General features: G+C 61.9%; 18 protein-coding genes. 10 read left to right on the top strand and 8 right to left on the bottom strand.

What is annotated here, in order from left to right:
- The 6 genes from QM649_RS17850 to QM649_RS17825 all read left to right on the top strand — a co-directional run.
- On the top strand, nucleotides 1-1,434 hold a 1,434-nt coding region (locus QM649_RS17850; RefSeq protein ID WP_415200427.1), incomplete at its 5' end, for an FtsX-like permease family protein.
- 50 nt (nucleotides 1,435-1,484) lie between these two features.
- Complete coding sequence (locus QM649_RS17845) at nucleotides 1,485-3,899, top strand: ABC transporter permease (RefSeq protein ID WP_415200426.1); 2,415 nt, start codon at nucleotides 1,485-1,487, stop codon at nucleotides 3,897-3,899.
- A 27-nt stretch (nucleotides 3,900-3,926) separates the two neighbouring features.
- Nucleotides 3,927-6,410, top strand: coding sequence for an ADOP family duplicated permease (locus QM649_RS17840; RefSeq protein ID WP_415200425.1), 2,484 nt, complete (start codon nucleotides 3,927-3,929; stop codon nucleotides 6,408-6,410).
- A gap of 460 nt (nucleotides 6,411-6,870) precedes the next feature.
- Nucleotides 6,871-10,083, top strand: a complete 3,213-nt coding sequence (locus QM649_RS17835; RefSeq protein WP_415200424.1) for a TonB-dependent receptor domain-containing protein — start codon at nucleotides 6,871-6,873, stop codon at nucleotides 10,081-10,083.
- Nucleotides 10,084-10,179: 96 nt separating this feature from the next.
- Nucleotides 10,180-11,787 (top strand): flavin monoamine oxidase family protein, encoded by a 1,608-nt coding sequence (locus QM649_RS17830; RefSeq protein ID WP_415200423.1) that lies wholly within the window; start codon nucleotides 10,180-10,182, stop codon nucleotides 11,785-11,787.
- 50 nt (nucleotides 11,788-11,837) lie between these two features.
- Entirely contained in the window at nucleotides 11,838-12,317 is a 480-nt protein-coding gene (locus QM649_RS17825; RefSeq protein WP_415200422.1) for a Rid family hydrolase, read from the top strand.
- Nucleotides 12,318-12,381: 64 nt separating this feature from the next.
- Here QM649_RS17825 and QM649_RS17820 read toward each other — a convergent pair whose 3' ends face one another.
- Complete coding sequence (locus QM649_RS17820; protein ID WP_415200421.1) at nucleotides 12,382-13,572, bottom strand: pyridoxal phosphate-dependent aminotransferase; 1,191 nt, start codon at nucleotides 13,570-13,572, stop codon at nucleotides 12,382-12,384.
- 179 nt (nucleotides 13,573-13,751) lie between these two features.
- The gene (locus QM649_RS17815; RefSeq protein ID WP_415200420.1) at nucleotides 13,752-14,345 is read right to left on the bottom strand and encodes a YkgJ family cysteine cluster protein; all 594 of its coding nucleotides are present in this window, start codon (nucleotides 14,343-14,345) and stop codon (nucleotides 13,752-13,754) included.
- Between the two features lie 105 nt (nucleotides 14,346-14,450).
- Here QM649_RS17815 and QM649_RS17810 point away from each other — a divergent pair, with 105 nt between their 5' ends.
- From QM649_RS17810 to QM649_RS17800, 3 genes are read left to right on the top strand one after another with little or no spacing between them, the layout of a single operon-like run.
- A complete protein-coding gene (locus tag QM649_RS17810; RefSeq protein ID WP_415200419.1) occupies nucleotides 14,451-15,293 on the top strand; it encodes a hypothetical protein in 843 nt (280 codons plus the stop codon).
- A gap of 9 nt (nucleotides 15,294-15,302) precedes the next feature.
- The gene (locus QM649_RS17805) at nucleotides 15,303-16,634 is read left to right on the top strand and encodes a multicopper oxidase family protein (RefSeq protein WP_415200418.1); all 1,332 of its coding nucleotides are present in this window, start codon (nucleotides 15,303-15,305) and stop codon (nucleotides 16,632-16,634) included.
- A 3-nt stretch (nucleotides 16,635-16,637) separates the two neighbouring features.
- Nucleotides 16,638-17,366, top strand: a complete 729-nt coding sequence (locus QM649_RS17800) for an SIR2 family NAD-dependent protein deacylase (protein ID WP_415200417.1) — start codon at nucleotides 16,638-16,640, stop codon at nucleotides 17,364-17,366.
- A 6-nt stretch (nucleotides 17,367-17,372) separates the two neighbouring features.
- Here QM649_RS17800 and QM649_RS17795 read toward each other — a convergent pair whose 3' ends face one another.
- From QM649_RS17795 to QM649_RS17770, 6 genes are all read right to left on the bottom strand, one after another.
- The gene (locus tag QM649_RS17795) at nucleotides 17,373-17,900 is read right to left on the bottom strand and encodes a hypothetical protein (protein ID WP_415200416.1); all 528 of its coding nucleotides are present in this window, start codon (nucleotides 17,898-17,900) and stop codon (nucleotides 17,373-17,375) included.
- A 91-nt stretch (nucleotides 17,901-17,991) separates the two neighbouring features.
- Nucleotides 17,992-19,464, bottom strand: a complete 1,473-nt coding sequence (locus QM649_RS17790) for a GH1 family beta-glucosidase (protein ID WP_415200428.1) — start codon at nucleotides 19,462-19,464, stop codon at nucleotides 17,992-17,994.
- Between the two features lie 64 nt (nucleotides 19,465-19,528).
- Nucleotides 19,529-20,701, bottom strand: a complete 1,173-nt coding sequence (locus QM649_RS17785; RefSeq protein WP_415200415.1) for an MFS transporter — start codon at nucleotides 20,699-20,701, stop codon at nucleotides 19,529-19,531.
- Nucleotides 20,702-20,715: 14 nt separating this feature from the next.
- Nucleotides 20,716-21,798, bottom strand: a complete 1,083-nt coding sequence (locus QM649_RS17780) for a LacI family DNA-binding transcriptional regulator (RefSeq protein WP_415200414.1) — start codon at nucleotides 21,796-21,798, stop codon at nucleotides 20,716-20,718.
- Nucleotides 21,799-21,905: 107 nt separating this feature from the next.
- Entirely contained in the window at nucleotides 21,906-22,088 is a 183-nt protein-coding gene (locus tag QM649_RS17775) for a hypothetical protein (protein WP_415200413.1), read from the bottom strand.
- Between the two features lie 120 nt (nucleotides 22,089-22,208).
- Nucleotides 22,209-22,496: a GNAT family N-acetyltransferase gene (locus tag QM649_RS17770; protein WP_415200412.1), complete on the bottom strand. Its 288-nt coding sequence runs from the start codon at nucleotides 22,494-22,496 to the stop codon at nucleotides 22,209-22,211.
- 164 nt (nucleotides 22,497-22,660) lie between these two features.
- Here QM649_RS17770 and treY point away from each other — a divergent pair, with 164 nt between their 5' ends.
- The gene (treY, locus tag QM649_RS17765; RefSeq protein WP_415200411.1) at nucleotides 22,661-25,621 is read left to right on the top strand and encodes a malto-oligosyltrehalose synthase; all 2,961 of its coding nucleotides are present in this window, start codon (nucleotides 22,661-22,663) and stop codon (nucleotides 25,619-25,621) included.
- Nucleotides 25,622-25,858: the final 237 nt, after the last annotated feature.

Here is a 25,858-nt window from a genome sequence, read left to right as displayed (position 1 = left end):
GGGGGCGGTTGCGGAGTATGGCTGGCGGAAGGGCTGCTGAGTCTGCTCTATCGCCTGCGGGATAGCTCGCTCGCGGATTTTCCTCGTCCCTCGCTCTCGTTTCCCGTGCTGGCGTTTACCGCGTTGCTGGCGCTGCTCGCCGGTGTTGCTGCCGGACTTGCGCCGGCGTGGCTCGTCAGAAGACAGGATCCGGGGGAGGTTCTGAAGAGCGGTGGATGGTGGAAAAGCGGAGGGTTCGCTCATCGGCAGCTGCATCGCGTGCTGGTGAGCAGCGAGGTGACCCTCGCGCTGATCCTGGTCGCGGGCGCAGGTCTCCTGATACGCAGCATGCAGAAGGTGCAGGCCGAGCCGCTGGGGTATGGAGTGCAACACCTGCTGACCTTCTCCGTCAATCTGCATGGCAAGCCCTATGACGATGAAAAAGCCGGTCCGCAGACAATCGTGAGTTATCAGGACCGCATGCTGAGCGCTCTCAGGGCGCTGCCCGGAGTGGAGCGGGCCGCGGCGGTCGATGGCGTTCCTCTCCGCAATGGGCCGGAGATGGTGCTGATGGTGAGGGCCGGGGCTGGAGCCGGCTCCGTGGCCGGGGCACAGGATGCCGGCATGCCCCGCCTCTCGACGCCGGGTTATCTGCACACCATGGGCATCCAGTTGGTGGCGGGCCGCGATTTTGCGGACACCGACAACGCAGCCGCGCCGCAGGTAATCATTGTGACGGACGACCTGGCAAACAAGCTCTGGCCGGGGATCAATCCGCTCGGACAAACCCTGCAATGCGACTGGTATTGCGGAGACGGAGCGACGGTCGTGGGCATCGCGGCCAGGCAGAAGAGCTGGGGCGCGCGCGAGGATGCCATCCCGCTGTATTACGTTCCGTACCGGCAGAAGCCGATGGCCCGCATGACCTTTGTTCTCCGCACCACCGTCGATCCAGCATCGCTGATGCGTGCCGTCTCCTCGGTCGCTGCGAATGTCGATCCCGCGCAGCCTGTATTTGCCGTGGAAACGATGAAGATGCTGGCGGAAGACAAGGAGGGTCTGGCGAGGCTGGAACTCCTTTCACTGAGCGTCTTTGGAGCACTGTCGTTTGTGTTGGCCGCCGTGGGTATCTATGGCACGGTGTCCTATGGCGTCGAGCGGCGTACGCGCGAGATCGGTCTGCGGATGGCTTTAGGAGCCGACCGCTCCAGAGTGCTGCGCGCCGTGTTGCGCGAAGGCGTCGTGCTGGTGCTCGCCGGTGCGGTCCCGGGCCTCACTGGAGCACTGCTGCTGGGACGCCTGCTGAAGGCCGCGGTCTTCGGTGTGCCGGTCCATGATCCTGTGACACTTGCGGCGACGACACTGCTGTTCCTGCTGGTGGGAACGATCGGCGCGATGCTTCCGGCACGCCGCGCCGCGCAGGTAGAGCCGATGGATGCATTGCGTCAGGAATAAGTTCGGGATGTAGATCTGCAGAGCGATATTTGTAGCAGAAAGAGTTACACATGCTGCGTGATTTTCGTTTGGCGTTTCGGCAGTTAAGAAAGTCGCCGGGTTTTACGATGACGGCGATCCTGACCCTGGCTATCGGCATTGGTGCAAACACGGCGATCTTCAGCATGCTGGACGCGATGATGCTGCGGCCGATCGCGGTGCCGGACCTGGGCCGGGTGGTTGCGCTCAGCGGACAGCAGAAGGGCAGCGACAATGACCGGGTATCGCTGGCCGATTTTCTGGACTGGCAGCGCGAGACCAGCTCTTTCGAATCGCTGGCGCTCCGCAGGGATCGCGAGATGAACCTCACCGGCGCGGGCGCGGCCGTACACGTGGAGGCGGAGTCCGTCTCCTCGGGGTTCTTCCCGCTGCTGCGCACCGAACCGCTGCTGGGCCGGCTCTTTCGCGCCGACGAGTCGGAAGCGGGGCGCGATGCCGAGCTGATCCTGAGCTATCGCTTCTGGGCGCGGCAGTTCGGCAGTGATGCGGGCGTAATTGGACGGAAGGTGTCGCTGGACGGGCGGAACTACACCATCGTAGGCGTGATGCCGCGCACGCTGGGCTATCCGCCGGAGGCAGAGCTCTTCGTTCCGCTGGCGCCGACGCCGGAGCAGCAGGTCGACAGGCGCGACCGCGGGTATTTTGCTGTCGCGAGGTTGCGGGATGGCGTAACGCTGGGCGAGGCGCAGGCGCAGATGCGCTCGGTTGCAGAGCGGCTGGCAGCACAGTATCCGGATGGAGACCGAGGCTGGGGCATCGCGGTAGAGCCGCTGCTTAAGGGCATCAACGGCAACCTGACTCCGCTTTACCTGAAGATGATCATGGCCGCGACGGGCTTCGTACTGTTGATCGTCTGCGCGAACATCGCTAACCTGCAATTCGCACGAGGTCTCAGCCGCCGCGGGGAGATGGCGCTGCGTACCGCGCTTGGTTCCAGCCGGCGTCTCCTGCTGCGGCAACTGCTGGCAGAGAGCCTGCTGCTCAGCCTGGGAGGAGCGGCGGTGGGCGTGCTGCTGGCGATCCTTTATCTGCGTGTTGCTCTTGCGGAAATGCCGGAACGGGTCGCGCGCTATGTTGCTGGGTGGAATCAGATTTCACTGAACGGTCGTGCTCTGGCGCTTTCGCTGCTGCTTGCAGTGGCGGCGGGTGTTGTCTCCGGCCTTGCCCCGGCGCTCGAGGCGCTCCGCGTGGATCTGGTAGAGCAGCTCAAAGCGGGTGGGCGTACGACAACCGGTGGACGCTCAACGCATCGGCTGCGCAGCCTTTTTGCGGTGGTGCAGATTGCGCTGGCGGTGACGCTGGTGATCGGGTCTGTGCTGATGGCCAAAGGCATGTGGTCGTTACTGCACGGGCAGGACAAGCTGGAACCGGGCAAGGTGCTGACCTTCGAGCTATGGGCTCCTGCAAACTCCACGGTCTCGCCTGTGCAGCAGGCGCAATGGTATGAGCGGAGTCTCGAGCGGCTGCGTGGTCTGCCGGGTGTCGAGACGGCGACCATCACCAGCAATCTGCCGGATGGCAACGAGGGCACCTGGGACCAGCAGATGGCAATCGATGGACGGCCTGTGGCTCCGGGGCAGGTGCAGATTGCTTCGCGCATCACGGTGAGCCCGGAGTTTTTTGCCCCGATGCAGATTCATCTTCTCCGCGGACGCCTGTTGGCGCGGAGCGACGGCTTCGACTCCCCACGTGTGGCTGTCGTGAGCCGGTTGTTTGCCGAGCGCTACTTTCCGCATACCTCGCCGATCGGATACCGCATACGGCTGGGCGAGAACGATCCGACGCCGTGGATCACCATTGTTGGCGAAGTGAACGATGTTCGCTATGAGTGGATCGACCCGGGACCGGAGCCGGCAATCTACCTGAGCGCAATGCAGTTTCCTCCCCTCTCGACGCGCTACGTTCTGCGCACGGTGGGGGACGCCACGGCGCTGGCTCCGGCCGCGCGTGCTGTGATCGCCGGTATGGATCCGACTTTGGCGATCTCGAATATGGAGAGCTATGCCGGATATCTGCACGATTCGCTGATCGGGCTGCTGTATGCGGCGTCTTCGCTGGTGGTCGATGCAGGCATTGCGCTGCTGCTGGCTGCGCTCGGCATCTTCGGCGTGATGGCGAGCGTGGTGGGAGAACGGCGGCGTGAGATTGGCTTGCGGCTGCTGCTGGGCGCAACCCACGGCGATGTGACGCGGATGTTCCTGCGCCGCGCAGGCGTGCTTATGGCTGCGGGCATGGGGCTGGGCCTGGTGGCCGCGGTGGCGCTGGCACGCGCGGTGGCCAGTCTGCTCTTTGGAGTGCGGCCGGACGATGCGGCGGTGTTCGGCGCGGCGCTGGCCGCGATTGCGCTGCTGGCCTTCGGCGCAAGCTGGCTGCCGGTGCGCGCAGCGGCACGGATCGAGCCGGTGACGGCGCTGCGGGATGAATAACGAAATTTGTAACGAAAGGCGTGACAGATGGCGGGTGGGGTGAGATTTGCGGTTCGGCAGATGCTTCGCTCGCCGGGATACGCGTTGGCGGTGATCGTAACGCTGGCGCTTGGTATCGGCGTGAACACGGCGGTGTTCAGCATGGTGGATGGGTTCCTGCTGCGCCGCCTGCCTTATCCGCAGCCGGACCGGCTGGCTGCGCTGGTGACGCATCTCGAGGGAACAGATCGCGGCGGCCACTGGAGCAAGGAAGATGACAGCCACGGTGTGCATGACTGGCTGATGGCGAAGCAGCACATTTCTGCGGCGACCGTGGCCGCGTATGAGGGGCAGATGGGCTCGACTGCGAGTGGCGTGAACCTCGCGGCGGAGACAGGCTCAGGCCATGTGGCACGCTTTGTGACGGCGACTGCGGTGACCTCGCATTTCTTCTCCGTGCTGGGCCTCGAGCCGCTGATCGGGCGCGAGTTCTCGAATGCGGAGAGCCGCCCGGGTGGGGCTCGCGCGGTCGTGCTCAGTTATGGGCTGTGGCAATCGCTCTTTGCCGGGGACTCCGCAGTGCTGGGTCGCACTGTGCGGCTAAAAGGAGAGCCGTTCACCGTGATAGGCGTGCTGCCTGCGGCTGCGACCATGCCGCACGGCAACAGCGAGCTCTACACGGTGCTGCAGCCGGGCGATGCGCAGGGTGCATGCGCGGGGTATGACTGCGGCATCCTGATGCGCCTGAAGCCAGGCGCGACATGGGATGAGGTGCGCGGCGAACTGGCGCATCTGCCGGTGCATCCCGACACGGATTCCACGCCGAGCGGCGCATGGCTGTATGCGCAGCCGATGCAGAATTCTCTGAATGACGACAGCAGCCGGCCGAAAGTGCTGGTGCTGATGCTGGCGGTGAGCCTCATCCTGCTGATTGCCTGCGCGAATCTTGCCGGGCTGACGATGGCGCGTATCGGCGGGCGCACGCAGGAGCTGGCGACGCGGATGGCGCTCGGAGCCTCGCGCTGGCGGTTGTTGCGGCAGTTGTGGCTCGAAAGCCTGCTGCCTGCGGCGCTGGGTGCGGCGGCCAGCATGGGCCTGGCATCGGCCTGCCTTCGGGCCGTCTCGAGCGTGCTGCCTGCAACGATGCAGCCGCTAGGCGGCTTCGCGATCGACGGCCGCGTGCTGCTCTTTACGCTTGCGGCGACGCTGGCTACGACGGTGCTTTTCGGAGCATTGCCTGCGCTGGTAGCGCGTAGGGTGGCGCTGCGCTCAGCCATGTCGGCGAAGAGCTACAGCGTGGCGGCAGGCACAGGACGCTCGCGGCGTCTGCTGATCGCCGGAGAGGTGGCACTGACGGTGGTGCTGGTGGCAGCAGCCGGCGTGCTGGTGCGTACGCTCGTTTATCTCGAGACACTGCCGCCCGGCTTCGATGCGCACAATGTCACGCTGGGCAAGGTGTCGCTCGATGAGGCGCGCTATCACTCGCCAGCCGCGTTCACGAATCTACTGGCGCATAGCCTCGCTGCGACGCGCCGCATCCCCGGCGTAGAGAATGTCGCGGCTGGGCTGAGCGTTCCCTATGAGCGTGGACTGAACTGGGGCGCGCAGATCGCCGATGGGCCGCATGCGGGCGAACGAATCAGCACCAGCACGAGCTGGGTCACACCGGATTACTTTGCGACATTGCGAGTGCCGATACTGGCAGGGCGCGAGGTGAAGGATAGCGACACCGCGCCCAGCGAGCCCGTAGCAGTAGTGAACGAGGCCTTCGCGCGGAAGTACTTTGGAACAGCGAACGCCGTAGGGCGCTTTCTGACGAAGCCGCAGAGCGCTGCGCAGCAGCCGCCGATGAGGATGCGTATCGTCGGGGTAGTCGGCGATGTGACCAAGGAGCAGGGCATCGCGTGGACTGCTCCTCTCGGTACCGAGCCGGTGCTCTACCTGCCTGCCGCGCAGTTCCCCGCGGCGATGCTGGCGCCGGTGCATCTCTGGTTTGAGCCTTCGTTGATCGTGCGCACGCGCGGACCTGTGGCGAATCTGGGCCAGTCGATGGCAGCGGTGTTGGCAGGTGTCGACCGCGATCTTTCTTTCTCCGGCTTTTATCGCTTCGAGGATCTGATGGAGACCGAGCTGGCCATGCAACGCATCGAGGTACTGCTGCTGGGATCGCTCGCCCTGCTGGCGCTGCTGCTCTCGGCGGTTGGAGTCGGCTCGCTGGTGGCTGCCGCGATCGTGGAGAGGCGGCGGGAGATCGGTATCCGCATCGCACTGGGAGCGACAATAGGCGATTCGGTGCGTACGATGCTGCGCTCCGGCCTTACGCCGGTACTCGTGGGCGCGGGTGTCGGACTGGCTGCATGCTTTGCGGTGCTGCGGCTGTTACGCAGCGAGATATACGGTGTGGGGCCTTACGATCTCTGGACGCTCGCGGCAACGCCGGCGCTGCTGTTCGCGCTCTCACTGCTGGCCGCGCTTGTGCCCGCACAACGCATCACGCGGATTGACCCAGCGGAGACACTGCGCGCCGAGTAGCTGCAGATGTTGCTTTGATAAAGAAAATTTATATATGCCCTTTGTGGTGAAGTGGAATTCGTCCGTGTGCTGAAACGGGAAGTCTAAGTACATGGATGGAAATGATTCCACCAGATAGATGGCGGCGATAAGTCCCGATTCGCTATAAGTGGCGACTTATCGCCGCTATTTCATCCTCTGATCCGGCAAATTTTTCCCTTTGTCTGATATCCGTGCAGGGCTATTGTCGGGCATGGCAATTGAGCCTCGAAGAGCCCGTCCCTCCTCCTTGAAATGCGGGCCTCTAAAAATCCCGGACGCTCGCTGAAGTTCTCTCCCGAAGCTCGCGGCTTCCTCTTTTCCAACTAAAAGCAAGAACAAACGCAGAGCAGTACCCCAGAACACTTGTGGAGGCTTTGTACCCATGACGAAGCGAAGCAGGATATCTCTGTTTTTGTGGGTTGTGATGGCTGGCGCATTCTTGTTGGCATTTGACGGCGCTCAGGCACAGACCTTTCGTGGCGGCATCAATGGCGTAGTGACGGATCCATCCGGTGCGCTCGTGTCCGCAGCAAAAGTAGAAGCAACGAATGTAGCGACCGGTGTGTCGCACGACACCGTGACGTCGAGCGCCGGTGAGTTTTCCTTTCAGGACCTGCCGCTCGGCACATATACCGTGACGACGGAAGCCTCGGGATTTCAGAAGCTGAAGGTGGATGGCGTGCCGGTGACGGCCGGCGTGGTTTATACCCTGCCAATCAAAATGACCGTGGCGCAGACGGCAACCACGGTTGAGGTGAATGCCGTGGCCCTGGCTCTCGACACCACGTCGACGACGCAGACCTCCGGCGTTGAAGGCAAAGCATTGCAGGACACGCCGCTGAACGGACGCGACTTTACGCAGCTGGTTGTATTGGCTCCGGGCTTTGCGAACTCCGGCGCTGGCGGTTATGGATCGCTGAACGGCACGCGCGCGAATCAGATTAACTGGCAGATCGACGGTATCGATAACAACGATCTGTGGCATAACATCCCGGCGGTGAATCAGGGCGGTGTCGCGGGCATTGCCGGTATCGTCATGCCGATCGATGCGGTGCAGCAGTTCTCCGTGCAGACGCAGGCCGCGGTCGAGTCGGGCCGCAATCCCGGTGGCAGCGTGAACCTCTCGCTGAAGTCCGGCGGCAATCAGCTTCACGGCACGGCCTACTACTACAACCGCAATGAGGCGCTGGGTGCGATCAATCCTGCCAGCATTGCCGCGGACACACCGAAGCAGGAGGTTCGTAACTACAACTACGGATTTTCCGCGGGCGGCCCGGTGGTGAAGGACAAGCTGTTCTGGTTTGTCACCTATGAGCATCAGCGGTTCGTCATCGGTGTCCCTTCCGATGCCACTGAGCCTTCCACCGGATGGCAGGCCGCTGCTCTGGCCGCGCTCGACAAGTATGGTGTGCCAGTGAATGCGGTGTCGCAGAACCTGCTCAAGACGCTATGGCCTTCGAAGGTGACCGGTGCTCTGAGCGGCGATACAGCGACTTCGGGCGCGGTGAACAACTATCTCGATAGCGATCCCGAGTTTGGTTACAGCTACAACGGCCTCGCCAAGGTTGACTGGACGATCGACTCGAAGAACAGCCTCTCCGCCCATTGGTTTGCGGGCCAGGGCAACCAGGTCGCTCCTGTGGGTTCGGACCTTCTCTACTACTACGAAGTCGCGCCGCTCCACGTGCAGAACTATGCGCTCGTCTTCAACCATGTCTTCACGCCGACAATGACGAACCAGGTGCTTGCCGGTGTGAACTATTTCAATCAGGTCTTTAACGATTACAACAACAGCTTTGATATGGCCTCGCTCGGGCTGGTTACGGGCTCCACGCTGCCTGGTGCCACGAACATCAACATCGGTTCATTCGATCCCGTGGGTGAGACGCCGCCCGAGGGACGTAACGACATCACCGGTCACCTGACGGACGATTTCTCCTGGGTGATCGGCAAGCATGAGATCAAGTTCGGCGGTGAGTTGCGCAAGGCTCAGCTCGACGAGTTCTATCACCGTCACGCGCTTGGCAGCTTCACCTTCAATGGCACGGGCGGTCCGCTAGGATCGGCCTTCGGCGATGGTTCCAACACCGACGATACGTGGGGGACGGGCGATACCGGCAACGCGTACACGAACTCGCTGGCGGACTTTCTCGCAGGCCGCTATAACACCGGTTCCATCGCGCTCGGCGATCCTGACCGGCAGGTGTTTGTAAATACTTTCGATTTCTTCGCGCAGGATGCGTTTCAGGTTACGCACAAGCTCAACGTCAACTATGGGCTGCGGTGGGACTACGAGGGGCCGCTGCATAACCCGTGGAAGAATCTCTCCGTCTTTCGTCCGGACCTGACGACCGCAGCCACACCGGGTATTGCTTATCAGGGCGCGGAGATCAGCAATCTTTACGATCCGAAGTACACGAACTTCAGCCCGCGTGCCGGTATCTCGTACCAGATCACGCCGAAGACGGTCTTTCGCGCAGGTGTCGGTCTCTACTACGACACGCCGAACCTCAATCCCTTCCTCGACAACCGTCCCGGCAATGGCGCGCCCAACGGCGTGGAGGGCAATCCGGGTGGTCCCGATCCGGTGATCACCGCAACCACGCCCACGGCTGGCACGATCGTCGATGGTGTCGATGTCTTCTCGAACCCGACGGCCTCGAGCAGCATTTTCTCGATCGCGAAGAACTTTCAGCCTTCCCACGATCTGAACTACAACGCCCAGATCGAGCAGAGCCTTACGGACAAGGTCGTCGCGCAGATTGGCTATGTGGCCAGCGGCGCCCGCCACCTGCTCTCGATCCTGGATATCAACCAGGCTGCGCCTTCGGACTCTTCTACGCCCATTCAGACGAGCCGGCCGTATTACAGCGTGTATCCGAACTACACCTATATCAACCAGATCGAGAGCATCGGGACCTCGAACTACAACTCGCTGCAGGCCACGATCAAGGTAGCGAACCTGCATAACTTCAGCGGGCAGGCAACGTATACCTGGTCGCATAATCTCGATGAAGTCACGGCCTATCGCGGCGCGCTTCCGCAGGACAGCACGAACTTCAAAGGCGATTACGGCCCGAGCGATTTCGACCAGCGCAACATCTTCATCGCGCAGGCGACCTACCTGATACCCGGAGGAAACAAGTGGAAGCCGCTTACCAATGGCTGGCAGCTGAATACGCTGGCCACGCTGCACGGCGGCATTCCGATCACGGTCCTCAGTGCTTCGGATACTTCGGGCACGGGGGAAGGCACGCAGCGCGCCGAGCTTACCGGCGTGAGTCCGACGGCTGGCTTCAAGAAGCAGAAGATTGGCGCCAACTGGCTGAACCCGGCGGCGTTTACGGATCCGGCTCCAGGCACCTTCGGCAACTCAAGCAGGAACGCTTATGCCGGTCCCGGCTTCTCGGATGTGGATCTCTCTGTCTTCAAGAACACCCCGATCTCGGAAAGAATTAACACCCAGTTCCGTGTCGAGATGTTTAACGTCTTCAATCGTTATAACTATGGCTCGCCGGGCGGCATCGATCCGAATACCGCCGGCGCAACCTCCCTCACGCTCACCCAGACCATCGACGCCTGGAACTATGCCCCTGGGATCGGCGCCGGTGCACCGTTCAATACGCAGCTTTCTCTGAAGATCATCTTCTGAGCGCTGCTGCACACTCGTTGTTCGAGGCGCCTGCATAGCAGCAGGCGCTTCGGGCTGTCAGATAGGTATCCATCAACCCACATATCAGGAGATCAGATGGGTTTTACACGGCGGGATTTTTTAATGCGGGTAGGGCAGGCCGGAGGCTTTGGCGCGGCGTTTCTCACGATGCAGCATCTCGGCCTGATGCCGGTAGCTGCGGCCGAGGCTTCGCGCGTCGAGCTGGCTGCAGGCGCGGGGACGAAGGTGGTGATCCTCGGCGGCGGGATAGCCGGGCTGGTGGCTGCTTATGAGATGAGCAAAGCCGGTTATGCCTGTACGGTGCTCGAGGCGCGCCAGCGCCCGGGCGGACGCAACTTCACAGTAAGAACCGGCACCAGGATCGACTTTGCCGACGGTATGAGCCAGACGGCGAGCTGGGAAGACGACAGCTACTTCAACGCAGGCCCGGCGCGCCTGCCCTCAATTCATAAAACCATCCTGAGTTACTGCAGAGAGCTTGGCGTTCCGCTTGAGGTTGAGGTAAACACTTCGCGGAGTGCGCTGCTGCAGAACGATGATGCCTTCGGTGGCAAGGCCGTTGAGCAGCGGCAGGCGATCAATGACACGCGTGGCCACGTATCGGAGATGCTGGCCAAGTGCGTGCAGAAGGGTGGGCTCGACGATGTGCTTTCAAAGGAAGATCACGAGCGCATGCTCGACTTCCTGAGCTACTACGGCGATCTGCAGAAGGACTATAGCTATACGGGCTCCGAACGTAGCGGCGTTGTGACGATGCCTGGTGCCGGTGCAAGCCCCGAGGCGCTGCGCGCGCCGCTTGCGATGCATTCGCTGCTCGATGCGAAGTTCTGGCAGGGCATGATGTACGAAGAGATGTTCGACATGCAGGCGACCATGTTTCAACCGGTCGGCGGCATGGATCGCATTCCCTTTGCCTTCGCGAAGAAGCTCGGCGATACCGTGCAGTACGGGGCGGCGGTAAAAGAGATCCGCAAGACATCGAAGGGCGTGAGGATTGCATACAGCCAGGGCGGCGCGGAGAAGATGCTCGAGGCCGACTACTGCATCTGCGCGCTGCCGCTGACGATCCTCAAGAATATTCCGAATGATTTTTCGCCGCAGGTGAGGCAGGCCATCAGCGAGGTCTATTACGACAGTGCCTACAAGGTGGCGTGGGAGTCGCGGCGCTTCTGGGAGCAGGACTACAACCTCTACGGCGGCCTCGGCTTCGTCATCAAGGGGCCGGTGAACCTGATGTGGTATCCAAGCGCAAAGCTCTTCTCGGAGAAGGGTGTGCTGGTGGCTGGGTATGGCGTGGAGAACCAGTCGGACTTCGGCAAGCTGCCGAACATGCAGGCGAAGTTCGATGCTTCGCGCGCGGCGGTTGAGAAGCTGCATCCTGGGCACGGCAAGGAGCTGACCAAGCCGGTCTACATGAACTGGGGCATGATGCCCTTCAATCTTGGCTCCTGGGTGGGCGCGGCACCGAGCTATGTGAAGAATCGGCGCGGCGATTACTATGCAGGTCCATACAAGGCATTGATCGAGCCGGATGACCGCATCTTCTTCTCGGGCGATCACTGCAGCTATCTCATCGGCTGGCAGGAGGGCGCGGCGCTGGCCTCGCATCGCGCAGTGCAGATGATCTCCAACCACGTGCAGACGGCGCGGCTGATGCAGCCCGTTACAACGCAAAAGGCCTGACAGGAATGAGGAAAGAATCGATGTTGCGAGTGAAAAGAAGTGCGCCTGCGATGGCGCTGATGTCTGCGGCTGGGCTCTGTGTCACAGCCAGTCCGGCAATGGCGCAGACCAAGGTAGTGCATATTCAGTCGGACGCGTCACCGTTGGCGACCGCCGTGTGGGCCGGGGATACGCTCTACGTCAGCGGGCAACTGGCATCTCCGGTAACACTCGCTGATGCGGCGACAGGCAAGGCCGCCGAATATGGCGATACGCAGACGCAGGCCACAAGCATCTTCAAGAAGCTGGACGCGATCCTGAAGGAGCAGGGGCTCACGTTGGGTGACGTAGTGAATATGCATGTCTACATGGCGGGCGATCCGAACAAAGGCGGCAAGCTCGACTTTCCTGGTCTGCAGGCTGCATACCTGCAATACTTCGGAACGAAGGAGCAGCCGAACAAGCCTTCTCGCGCGGCAATGCAGGTCGCGGCCCTGGCCGCGCCGTGGGCGCTGATCGAGATTGAGGTGATCGCGGTGCGCTCGAAGTAGAGAGCATTGTCCACGAGAAAAGCCCCGGTATTCGCCGGGGCTTTTCTTCGTGGATGGTCCCGCATCAGGACTGGATGCTGAAGCGATGGCCGAGTTCGAGCGTCGGCAGCGCGAGCTCAGCATTCGTTGCGTTCATCACCTGCTTGTAGGCGGCCTGGAACTTCGTCATCTCCGCGCGAGTGCCCACGGTGATGCGGACCCAGGTGGGCATCACCGGCCACACGCGGCCGATGAAGACATCCTGTTTTGCCATCGCGGCCATCACGTCTCTGCCGGGGCGGCGCGTATCCATCATGAAGCAGTTGCTCACGGATGGAATGAAGGTGACGTTGTTCGCGGTCAGCCACTCGAAGGTTTCCGAGCGAATTTCGGCGTTGAGCTTCTTGCGCTGCGGAATCACATCTTTGTCCTGCAAGCTGGCGGTGGCCGCGGCTACGGCGGTGATCGGCATCGGGTTCATGCCATAGAACTGCACCTTCTCGAGCAGGTCCGGGCGGCCGATGGCGAAGCCGCAACGGATGCCGGCCATGCCGTAAATTTTCGAGAATGTCCGCAGGACGATGACATCCTTGTCGGCCTTCACGAAGTCGAGTGACGGTGTTGCGTCGGAAAAGTGAATGTAGGCTTCGTCGATCAGCAGGATCGAGCCTTTGGGCTTGTTGGCCAGCGCATACTCGATATCTTCGCGTGGCGTGGTCGTGCCGGTGGGATTGTTCGGATTGCAGATGTAGATCACGCCCGCATTGGGGTCGGCGGAGACCATGGCTTTCACGTCGTGCGCATGGGTCGCGGTGAGCGGAACCTTGATCACCTTTGCGCCCTTGGCGTCTGCGGCGCGCATGCCTGCTTCGTAGCCGGGGTCTGCGATGACGAAAGACTTCTCCGGCGATGTAAAGGCGAGCACCGAGAAGTGCAGCGGCTCGCTTGAGCCCGCATAGGGAACGACGTATTCGCTCTTGAGGCCCTCCATTGCGGCGAAGGTCTCAACAAGTTTGAAAGTGAGATCCGTGTCGTAGCGGCCGCCCTCGGCGATCATGCCGGATATGGCGGTGGCAGCGGCAGCGCAGGGGCCGAGCGGGTTTTCGTTGGAATCGATGCGGATGGCGCCGGCGGGATATGCCTCCATATGGAAGCGTCGGCGTTGAGTCTGCGCAAGAAGCGGTTCGGTGAGGATGGGTACGGTGGCCAGTGCGGAGGTGGCTGCGGCGAGACGGAAAAACGAACGGCGGGAGAGCGCGGAAGCATCAACAGCCATAGGGAACTCCTTGAGGATGGGGAGTGCTGCGCGTGGGTCGGAGATAGCGGGCAAGGGATGGGAAGGCGCGGGCCATAGCTCAATCTAGTCCCGTCCGTGGCGGGGAACAAGCACGATATGCATCGCGGAACGGCTTTGTTTATGCGCGCTATAACGCCGGGCTTTTTCCGGAAAGATATCTATTTAAGCGCGAAGGCCACGATGCTGCGGCCCGGGTGCTCTGCGCGCGCCTCGGCCTCGCGGTTCAGCTCATCCTCGAGCGGTGACCAGCTGGTATCGAGCACGGAGGCGAGGATCGCATCTTCGCCTGCACCGTTGAAGCACAGTTCGCAGAGGCCTATGCCTTCTTCCGATTGCACGGGCGGTCCGAAGACGCGGCAGGTCATGGGGCGGGCGTCATAGAGGTCGCAGGTGCCGGTGGCTGGATCGAGCGCAGGGCAGACCTCTTCGTTGGCGAAGTCCTCGAAGGGGTCTTCTTCGTCTTCGGCAGCTTCATGCAGGATGCCGGTGACGGGGTTTCCAGGGAAGGTTGCTTCAAGGCGTGCGCGCGCGGCCTGCGCCCGCTCCAGCACCGCGGCTGCGCGAGGGGGATCAGACTGCCGAAGCTCGGCAAGGCCATGCTGCAGGCGCTCGATGTCGAGCGCGCTGATTGCGAAGACTCCGGTACAGCACTGATTACAGCCCATGCCGCACTTCAGCCACGCGCCCGAGCGCCGCGCCGCATCTGCAAAGGCGTCGGTGACAATCTGTACGAGCTGGGTATCTTGAGGCATGCGCGTTAAGGCTTCCTTAAGGATAGTCGAGATCGGAAACGTGCAAAATAGGGCCTGCAACGCATGCTAGGGTGAAAGACACAAGTGTGGGAGGGGCAAAGGTCGATGCGCAGATTGCGGGGCGCCCGCATGTGGTTGCTGCTGACAGGTATCCTGCTGTGGTTTGCAGGTGCAGCGCAGGCGCAGGATAACTACGAGATCCAGGTCTACGGATCGGAGACCGTGGCGCCGAAGACCACCATGCTTGAGCTGCACAGCAACTTCACCGTAGATGGAACGAAGCCGCTGCCGGGCTCGCCTTTCGCTGCCGATCGTCTCTATCCCACCAATCATGCCGAACACGAGACGGTGGAAATCACGCAGGGAATCAACAGCTGGTCGGAGGTCGGCTTCTATATCTTCACCAGCCTGCGCGACGGGCAGGGATGGCAGTGGGTCGGCGATCATATCCGTCCGCGTGTGCGCGTACCGGACAGCTGGCACTGGCCTGTCGGCGTAAGCCTCTCGACGGAGATCGGCTACCAGCGCCGTGATTTTTCGACGGATACTTGGACATGGGAGATTCGTCCGATCGTGGATAAGCAAATCGGCCGCTGGTATTTCGCGGTGAACCCTGCGCTCGAGCGCTCGTTTCATGGTCAGACCGTGAGCGAAGGTATCGGGTTCTCACCCAATGCAAAGGTGAGCTATGACTTCAACAAATATGTCACCGGCGGCCTAGAGTATTACGCCTCCTACGGTTCGTTGCGCGGCTTCGATTCGTTGCATGATCAGCAGCAGCAGTTTTTTCCGGCGATCGACCTGAATGTCTCGCCGAACTGGGAGATTAATTTTGGCGTGGGCGTGGGGCCGACGGCGAGCACCGATCACCTGATCGTGAAGGGCATCGTGGGTCGTCGCTTCGACTGGACGCATCATCGCGCAGGCAGCTCCGATAGCCTGCAGTAAAGGATGACGATGAACCGGCGCGAATTTGTGAAGGGTTCGGCGGTGACCGCGGCTCTGTTGTCCGCGCGCTCGGCCTGGGCGCAGCAGGCAGATGTGTCGCTGGAGATTGCACCCCTGAAGCTGGAGATTGCGCCGGGCAAGGTTATCTCTACTGTTGCCTACAACGGGCGTGTGCCGGGGTCGCTCATCCGCTGGCCCGAGGACAGACCGATCGCCATCGACGTGCGCAATCGCACGGACGTGCCGGAGATCGTGCACTGGCACGGGCTTTGGATTCCATCCGATCAGGATGGCGCGATGGAGGAGGGTTCGCCGATGATCATGCCAGGCGGCGAACGGCGCTATCGCTTTACGCCGCAGCCGGCGGGCACGCGGTGGTATCACACGCACACCATTGCCGGGCATGACTTCAAGCGCGCTCTCTACACCGGCCAGTTCGGCTGCCTCTATGTCGAGCCGAAGGAGGAACCCGGCGCTTTTGACCAGGAAGTTTTCCTGGCGTTGCATGACTGGAATGCCTACATGGGTAGCGGCGGGGATGCGTCCATGGACGCGTCTTACGATTACGCGACGATCAACGACCGCATGCTCGGGCACGGCGAACCGGTTCGCGTGAAGCAGGGGCAGCGCGTGCTCTTCAGGATCGTGAATGCGAGCGCGACGGTGACGCATTGGCTGGGCATGGCGGCGCACCACATGGAAGTGCTTTCGCTCGACGGCAACCCGGTGCCGGTGCGCAAGAGCATGGAAGCCCTGCGGCTGGCTCCCGCGGAGCGTGCCGATGTGCTGATCGAGATGACGCGTCCCGGTGTGTGGGTACTGGGTGAGACGCGCGATGAAATTCGCAGCTCGGGCATGGGCATTGTGGTGGAGTATGCAGGAGCGGCAGGCGAGCCGCAGTGGATCGCGCCGCCAGAGACGTTGTGGGACTATGCGCAGTTCGCGCATCCCGTGGCCGCTGAAGTCACGCCGGACCACGTGCTGCCGCTGGTCTTCACCTCGAAGTTTCATGGCCATGGCGAGTTCGATTCGTGGATGATCAACGGCAAGTCGTTTCCGAAAACCGACACGATCATGCTCGAAGAAGGGAAGCGGTATCGCCTGCGGATGGTGAACCGAAGTACGGACGATCATCCTGTGCATCTGCACCGGCACACCTTCGAGGTCACTAGCATCGACGGCAGGCCCATGAGCGGCCTGCACAAGGATGTCGTGGCGGTTTCGGGTAAATCTACTGTGGAGATCGACTTCACTGCGCAGAATCCCGGGACGACGCTCTTCCACTGCCATCAGCAGACGCACATGGACTTTGGCTTCATGATGCTGATGCGGTATTCCTGAGACATGGTGAACCCGAACGAGATCGGACCGATCGAGATTGGCGAGAAAGACCGTCTCTTTGTGCTGACCGGTGCAGGTGTAAGCGCTGAGAGCGGACTGCCGACCTTTCGCGACAACGGCGGCCTGTGGAACGGCTATCGCGTGGAGGATGTGGCGACGCCCGAGGCGTGGTATGAAGATGCCGAGCAGGTATGGCGCTTCTATGCGATGCGCCGTCGCGACGGGCTTGCCGCGAAGCCCAACGCCGCGCATCAGGCGCTGGCGCGGCTGGAGGAACGGCTGGGCGACCGCCTCTATCTCTGCACGCAGAACGTGGACGACCTGCACGAACGCGCCGGATCGAAGCGCGTGGTGCACATGCATGGCGAGCTCTTTCGCTCGCGCTGCGAGCGTGAATGCGGACGTGGCGATTTCTTCGATGAGGGTATCTACACCTCGGCAGACGCGATTCCTCGTTGCGCCTGCGGCGGCCGCATTCGCCCGCATATCGTGTGGTTCGGCGAAATGCCGCTCTATATGGATGACATCTATGCGGAGCTGGAGCGTTGCACCATGCTGCTGGTTGCGGGCTCTTCGGGATCGGTGCATCCGGCAGCGGGTTTTGTGCAGTTCGCACGCCGTCGTGGAGTGCGGACGTTCTATGTCGGGCCGGAGGCACCGCTGAATGCAAGCCAGTTCACGGAGCGCGTGATGGCCACGGCAGGCGAAGCGCTGTCGCGGCTTTTTCCCTAACCGGTCTTATTCTGCGCGGGTGAATTCGACGTAGTTGCGCCCGAGATAGAGCCGGTAGCTGCCGGGTTTCTCCGATGCGATGATCTGCAGCGGCAGAGGGCGGCGCATCTTCGCGTCGCTTGCGGCATCGGTAGTGAGCAGGTCGTGCGCGCTGATATCCTGCACCACAAACTGCAATGCGTTGCCGCTTTTTACGATGCCCACCCCGTAGGCTCCGGGTGCGAGCTTGTGCCCGGCGAAGTCGAGCGGAACTTCAGTGAGCAGGTAGCCCTGGTACTTTTCCTGGATGCCTGTGGAGTATCCCGAATTGTTGACCAGCGCGGCGACGACATAGAAGCCGTCAGCGAATTTGAGGCCGCCCGAGTTGCGCTCCTGCGTCGTCGCAGTCTGTCCGCGAAAGAAGACAGTATCGGGTACCAGCTTGTTGAGATCGCCCGGATGCAAAATGCTGGTGGATGCGGGCGCAGCCTGAGCGAAAACCGGCAGCGGAGCAGTAACAAGTGCGCAGGCGAGCACGAACTTCAGGAGAGACATGCCTTGAATCCTTTTCCTCGAATCCTTTGAGAGAGCCGACGAGACGGAGTATACCGTCTCGTCGGCTGGCAGGCATGTTTGTGAGGGAGCCTCAGACGTCGAGGCGGCTGGTGGAGGCGACGCGGCCATACCAGTGGCCTGAATCCTTGATGGTGCGTCGTTGGTCGCGGAAGTCGACGTAGACGAGCCCGAAGCGCTGGCTGTAGCCCTCGGCCCATTCGTAGTTATCGAGCAGGCTCCATGCGTGGTAGCCGCGGACATCGGCGCCGTCCTTGATCGCACGTGCCAGCTCGGCAAGGTGATCGCGGTAGAAGGCGAGACGGCGCTCGTCCGGCACCTTTGCAGGATTCTCGTTGAGCGGAGCGTCGGAGTAGGCGCAGCCGTTCTCGGTGATCTCGATGATCGGGCGGTCGTATTCCTTCGAGATGCGGCTGACGATGTCGTAGATGCCGCGCGGCCACACCTCCCAGCCGTTGTAGGTGACAGGCCCCTCGGCGGGCATCCATTCGGTGTAATGCGTATAGGGATTGCCGCCCTGTCCGGCGTCGGCCACGATGCGGCGGTTGTAGTAGTTGATGCCGACCCAGTCGAGCGGTGCCTGCATGATCTTGCCGTCGCCCTCTTCAAAGCCCATCACTTTGTACGGAGCTTCACCGACGAAGGCATCGGGGTATTTGCCGTGCTTCGCGGTGTAGAGGAAGTAGACGTTGTTGATGGCGTGGAAGCGCTCGGCTGCGGCGTGGTCGGCCTCGCTCTGTGTGGCGGGCGCGACCGGTGCCATGCTGAACGCGGAGCCGATCTGAGCCTTCGGCGCGATGGCCTTCATGGCGCGGAAGGCTTCACCCTGGGCGAGGTTTACCGTGTGGGCAGCGCGCAGGAAGTCATCGAAGTTCCTGCGGCCCGGCGCGTGGATGCCGCTGCCGTAGCCGAGATAGGTGAAGACCCAGGGCTCGTTAAAGATAGCCCACGTACTCACGCGGTCGCCGAGCGCCTTCGTCACGATCGAAGCGTAATCCGCAAAGCGCTTGTAAAGGTCGCGCTTCGGCCATCCGCCCTGGTCTTCGAGCGCCTGCGGCAGATCCCAGTGGAAGACGGTACACATGGGGCGGATGCCGGCCGCGAGCAGCTCGTCCACGTAGCGGCTGTAGTAGTCGATGCCCTTCTGGTTGACCGGGCCGAAACCGTTCGGCTGTACACGCGTCCACGCAACCGAGAAGCGCGCACTCTTCATGTGCAGCTGCTTCATGATGGCGACGTCTTCCTTGTAGCGGTGGTAGGAGTCGCAGGCGACATCGCCGGTATCGCCGCCTTTGACCTTGCCCTGGGTATGGGCAAAGGTATCCCAGATGGACAGACTCTTGCCGTCTTCCTTCCACGCGCCTTCCACCTGATAAGAGGCTGTCGCGGTGCCCCAGAGGAAGCCATCGGGAAAGCGGGCTCCGGCCACATCGACCGGCGGCATTCCTGCACCAGAGGAGGCCAGCGGCAGGGCGTGAGCGAAGCGGGAAAAGGCAGCTCCGCCGGCGAGCGCAGCGGAGTAATTCATGAAGGTACGGCGGTTCATCAAGGCAGTGGGCTCCTTTTGGAAGGGCCATGCTAGCACTACCGCTGCAAATTAGTAAAACCGTTTACTGCTGAGGGAGATGATCTTCGGAGTGGGGTTCGGGCAGGCCGCGCTCGAGCAGCGTGCAAAGCAGGATGGAGAGCATCGCGCCGAGGGGAATCAGAAAGGCGGTACGTAGCGAGCCGGAGCGCTCAGAGAGCAGTCCCATGGACCAGGGCAGCACCGCGCCGCCCGATCCACAGATGGCAAAGATCCAGCCGGTGCGGCGTGAGCGGCCGACCCGGGCCAGCAGCCGCGAGGTGGAGAGCGGAAAGACGGAAGCGCAACCCATGCCGGAGAGAACCACGGCCGCAATGGCGACGCCGACGGGTACGCGGGCAAAAAGTGGCAACAGTCCGAGGATGGCCGCGAGGATGGAGGTCAGCAGCAGCTGGAACTCCGAGAGGCGGCGCAACAGCAGAGGGGCCAGCAGCCGTCCGCCAAGGATCGAGAACCAGAAGACGCTGACGGTGAGGCTCGAGGCGGCAACGGTGAGTCCTGCAAAGCGGTGCATGTAGGTGGAGATCCAGCCGGCAATGGCCGTCTCTCCTCCAACGTAGAGGAAAAGGATGGCACTGAAGATCAGGAAGAGCGGCAGGGTGAGATTGTCGCGTGCAGGCACATCTTTTTGCGTGCGGAAGGAAAGCGCTCCGCGCAGCATGGGCGAGAGCCAGAGCGATACGCCAAGGGTGGCCAGTGCGGCGGTGAGCAGAAACGGCCGCAGCGTATGGTGGTGTTCCGCCCATCCGGTGAATTGCGGCGCGGAGACGGCGCCCAGGCCCCAGCATAGATTGGTGCGCGAGAGCAGGCGTCCCCGCTCTTCGGGATACTCCGTGCCGAAGATGAGGTTGGTGGCCGTGACTGCGCCGCCGATGCCGATCCCCATGATGACCAGCGCCGCCAAGGCCGCAAAGTAGTTGTTGATGGAGAGCCCGGCGAGTCCCAGCGCGATGGCGAAATGTCCGAAGACGACACTATGCCGGCGGCGATAGGAACTGACCACGGAGCCGAGAATCGCGCCGACGAACTGTGCGGTAAAGAGAGCGCCGGCCTGCGCGTCGGTGAGGCTCCAGCGCGCGCTGATGGCAGGCAGAATCGGACCAAGCAGCACGGTGGCCATGCCGCTCAGCACCAGGCCGGCATAGAACGGCGCGGCAGGCAGAGATTCGAAACGATAGACGGTCTTACGGGAATGCATGCGTGGGCAGGGAATCAGCTGTTACGCGGCAGGCGCCGGGGATTGGGTGGAATGGTCGATTCGCGGATCACCAGCTCGGGAAAAATTGCAATCTGCTCGGGATATTCTTTGAGGCCGCGGATGCGCTGCAGCAGCAGGCGCGCGGCGGTCTGCCCCATGCTGACCAGCGGCTGGCGAATGGTGGTGAGGCTCGGATTATGGAAGGCAGCACCCTGGATATCGTCGAAACCAACCACCGAGACGTCCTCAGGCACGCGGATATGGTGTTCGCGGAAGGCGCGCATCGCGCCGATTGCGGCAAAGTCGTTGTAACAGACCAGTGCGGTGAAAGGGCGCTTTTGATGCAGGAGCTGCTGCACGACCGGGTATCCGAGTTCAGGCGAAGAGACATTGAGCTGAAGATGGATCGTGAGCTCGGGGTGTATCTCGATGCCCAGTTCCTTGGCCGCGGCCACCAGGCTGCGCCAGCGCTCGTCGGAGTCCGAGCTGAAGGTCTGGCCGCGCATGAAGGCGATGTGGCGATGGCCGAGCTGATGGAGATGGCGAAGCGTGAGCTCGGCTGCGCGGCGATGGTCGAGCGAGATGTTGGTGACGCCTTCGATCCTGCGGTGATTCGCGACCGCGACGACAGGCAACGGCAGGCTGTGCTGGAGCGCGGTGTCAATGGCGATGAAGCCCTCGACGGAGCGGTCCATCAACATGCGCGGGTATTCCTCGATGAGGTCGCTCTTGCGGCGATGGCTGGCCGCGAGATAGAAGTAGCCCTCTTCGATGAGGACCTCTTCAATGCCGCTCATAACCAGCGTGGAGTAGCCATCGCTCAACTCGGGTACAAGCACGCCGATGGAGAAGCTCTGGTTGCGGCGCAGGGAGCGGGCGTAGAAGCTGGGGCGGTAATCGAATTTCTTGGCCGCGACCAGGACACGGTCGCGCGTCTCCTGCGGGATGGAGCGAACTCCCGGCGCGTTGTTGAGCACCAGCGAGATGGTGGCCGGCGATAGGTCGAGGTATTCGCCGAGAATCTTCAGGCTGATCGGCCGGTTGGTCGGAATGTCTTTCTTCTGCGTGGCCGGGACCGGCTGCTTGCGCCTGGGCATACCAGTCTTTGTAGCGGCTGGCGGGCTGTTTGCGCAACCCGCGCCGGAACCGGGTCCAAAAACCTCAGGCCCGCGACGGGTTACGCCGCGGGCCTGAGGCTGGGAATTTACTTGGACTGGAGAGCGGAGAGGACGTCCTGAGCGCTGGGCGTGGACTTGCCGAGGTATTCGGAGACGCGCTGGCGTTCATCGGCCGTGAGCGTGGGAATGAGGGCCTGGATGCGGCGCAGCGTGGTCGCGACGTCGTCAACGTAGTTCATCATGCGAATGGCTTCGCCGGACAGGGGCATGGCAACTCCTCAGTGCGAATCGGGCACGGGTGAACGTGCTGTGATGTTATTGTCTGCGACAGAAGGCGGTGGCGTAAAGCCGGGCCGGGAACGCCGGTCCGTCGAGGCTGCCAAGCCTGGTCAGCTTTTCTTACCGACCAGGTCGTTATATTCAGGGTTTTTCTTGACGAAGGCGATGGCGGCCGGGCAGATAACGTCGACGCGGAGGTTATTCTCGCGGGCGTGATCAAAGGCGCTGCGGGCGAGAATGCCGGCGATGCCGCGGCCGCGCAGGGCTTCGGGCACCTCGGTGTGCCACAGCGTGAGCCAGCCGCTGTCGGTGGTTTCGAACTCAAGATAGGCGACGTGGCCGTCTTCTTCATACTCAAAGCGTTTGCGCGTGACAGTGGTGGCTTTGCTGTCGGTCATGGCACCAGTCTACTCTGCCCGGGACATTGGCGCAGGTGGCCGCCGCAGGCAGCGATTCCGGCATCCAACTGCGGACATAGGTGCGGGAACAGGCCGCCGTCCCTGGCCCCCGGACCTTACAGACCTTACAGCCAGACGCAATCATGCGGGAACGAGGAAGATCGATGAGCGAAACGCTCGAGCAGTGTGTGCAGCGCACTCTTCATGGGCAGGCGCGCGCGCCGCTATCAACGTATCGCCTGCAGATGCACGCGAAATTCAATTTTGCCGACGCGGAACAGATCGTGCCCTATCTCAGGGAGCTGGGCATCGGGGATGTGTACACCTCGCCGGTCTTCGAGGCGCGACCGGGCAGCATGCACGGCTATGATGTCGCGCGGCACGATCGCTTCAATCCGGAGCTCGGGGGCGACGAAGGATTCAATCGCTTTGCGGATACCCTGCGCGAAGCCGGCATGGGCTACCTGATGGACATCGTGCCCAATCACATGGGCGTGGGGAACGACTCGGTATGGTGGCAGGATGTGCTCGAGAATGGCCGCGCCTCCGAGTACTCCGATTATTTCGATATCGACTGGAATCCTCTGAAGCCGGATATGCAGGGCAAGCTGCTGCTGCCCATCCTCGGCCAACAGTACGGAGATGAGCTTGAGGCAAAGCACCTGCAGATTGCCATCGAAGATGGCCGCGCGATCGTCCGCTACTACGATCACACGATGCCGCTGGCCCCGCGCTCCCTGCCGCTGCTGTTTCCCCCGGAGCAGTGCGAGGCGCTCGGTCTGCCGGACAGCTTCCGGACGCTGATGCTGGAAGTGGCGCGTATCGCTCCGCACAATACCGCGGACCCCGGCCACGCTGCCCGCCGGCGCGAACAGCTCAAGGAGCTGAAGCCACGCCTTCGTGCGGCGCTGACCGATCCTGCGCTGAAGCCGATCTTCGACAAGGTAATCGCCGAGGTAAACGGCACGGAGGGTGAACCGCACAGCTTCGACCGTCTGCACGAAATCCTCGAAGCGCAGCCCTACCGGCTGGCGCTGTGGAAGGTCTCCTCCGAGGAGATCAACTATCGCCGCTTCTTCGATGTGAACGACCTTGTCGGGCTCAAGATGGAGAACCCGGCGGTCTTCGCCGACACGCACTGTCTTATTCGCAAGATCATCGCTACGAAGCAGGTGACCGGGCTGCGCATCGATCATGCGGATGGCATGTTCAATCCGCGTCAGTACCTCATCCGCCTGCAACTGCTCTACACTGCGAGCCAATGCCTGGGTCCGGATGCACAGCCGCCGCTCGCGCCGAGCGGCATTGAGCAGGGTGTCCGCGAGGCGGTGCGCGGCTTTGAGTGGAACACGATCGCCGGGCCGCTGTATGTCGTCGTCGAGAAGATTCTTGAGCCGCGCGAATCTCTCCCGAAGGAGTGGCCGGTAAGCGGCACCTCGGGCTATGACTTCGTGCACTTTGCGAACCAGGTTTTCATCCAGCAGAAGAACCTGAAGAAGTTCGATCAGCTTTACGCCACGCTGCTGGGGCGTGTGCCGGACCCGGAAGAGATCATCTATCGCGCCAAGCTTCAGGTGATGCAGAATGCGCTGGCCAGCGAGACGTATGTGCTGACGAATCTTCTCAGCCAGCTGGCCGCGGCAAATCGTCGCGTGCGCGACTTCACGGATAACACCCTAGAAGCTGCAATTCGCGAAACGATCGCGTGCTTCCCGGTCTATCGCACCTATATCGATGATCGTGGACAGTACACGCAGCGCGACCGCGCCTTCATCCATCACGCGATTGTGCGCGCGAAGTATCGCAGCCCGGATATCGACGGCTCGGCCTTCGATTTCCTCGAGCAGACGCTGCTGTTGCATGATCGTGATGGCGAGGCAATCGACGAGAAAGAGCTGTACTTCGCGCTGAAGTTCCAGCAGCTCACCGGGCCGGTGATGGCGAAGGGTGTGGAAGATACCGCATTTTACGCATACACGCGCTTTCTCTCATCGAACGAAGTCGGCAGCTCGATGAAGTCTTTCGGCATCTCGATCGAGACCCTGCATGCGAGCAATGAAGAGCGGCTGGCGAACTCGCCGCATGCCATGCTGGGCACCTCGACGCACGATACGAAGCGCAGTGAGGATGTGCGCAACCGGCTAAATGTTCTTTCCGAGCTGGAGACGATGTGGCCGCGGCTGGTGCGGCGCTGGCATCGCATGAATGCGAAGCTGCTGCGGAGAATCGAAGACGGACGGCTGGCTCCGGATCCGAATGAAGAATATTTGATCTATCAAACGATCCTGGGCGCATGGCCGTGGCAGATGCATTCGCCTGAAGATCGCAGGGCCTTCGTCGACCGGCTGAAAGAGTACATGAGCAAGGCGCTCGCCGAGGCCAAGATTAACCTGAGCTGGGTGAGCCCCAACCCGGAATACATTGCCGCGGTCCATGGCTTCGTCGAGGATCTGCTGTTGCCGAAGCCGGGAGGCCGTGAGACGTCGTTTGTCGAATCGCTGAGCGAGATTTTGCCGCTGTTGCGTCTCTTCGGTGCGGTGAATTCGCTGTCGCAGGTAGTACTGAAGGCTGCCTCGCCGGGTGTCCCCGACTTCTACCAGGGCACCGAGATGTGGGACCTGAGCCTCGTCGATCCGGATAACCGTCGCCCGGTGGACTACGAACTGCGCAGGAAAGCTCTGTCCGCGATGAAACAGGCGGAGGACAAAGCTGAGCTTTGCCGCGAACTGGTGGCGGATGTAGCGGACGGGCGCATCAAGCTGTGGACCGTGCATCGCGCCCTCGAGACGCGGCGCCAGGTGGCGGAGATCTTCACGCATGGCGAGTACGTGGCGCTGCAGGCATCCGGCGACGCGCAGCAGCAGGTGATCGCCTTCCTGCGCCGCTGGAAAGGGAAGACGGTGCTCGTTGCCGTGCCGCGCTTCACCTGCACACGCATGCGCAATGAAGCGAAGATGCCGTTGGGGAGCGTGTGGGGGAATGATGCCCTCACGCTCGAAGGCTATGAGGGGAAGAGATTCGTCGACGCATTCATAGGCCTCGAGCGGACGGTCGCTGAGAATGGTTCGCTGCGCCTGGCTGATCTCTTCGACACCATGCCGGTAGCGATGCTAGTGGAGAACTAATAGGCGTGGCTTCCCGCGTCTCAGACGCGAGATGTGGGGAGGACAGGGGTACCCTGATCCTGCGAACCCACATCTCGAACAGCACGAGATGCGGGGCACCCGGACATTTGCTTATGGAGGAACCGCGGGTTCCTCCACTTCGCTTCGGCCGAAATGACAATTCAGGAAAAACGGCAGCGGCGCTCTCAGATAGAGAGCGCCGCTGCCGTTTTGTTACAGCGAGGGTGGCTTATTTTT

Origin of the sequence: Silvibacterium sp. (genome assembly GCF_047605705.1) — a bacterium.
Classification (GTDB): Bacteria; Acidobacteriota; Terriglobia; order Terriglobales; family Acidobacteriaceae; genus Silvibacterium.
This window is presented reverse-complemented; position numbering and strand designations above follow the sequence as displayed.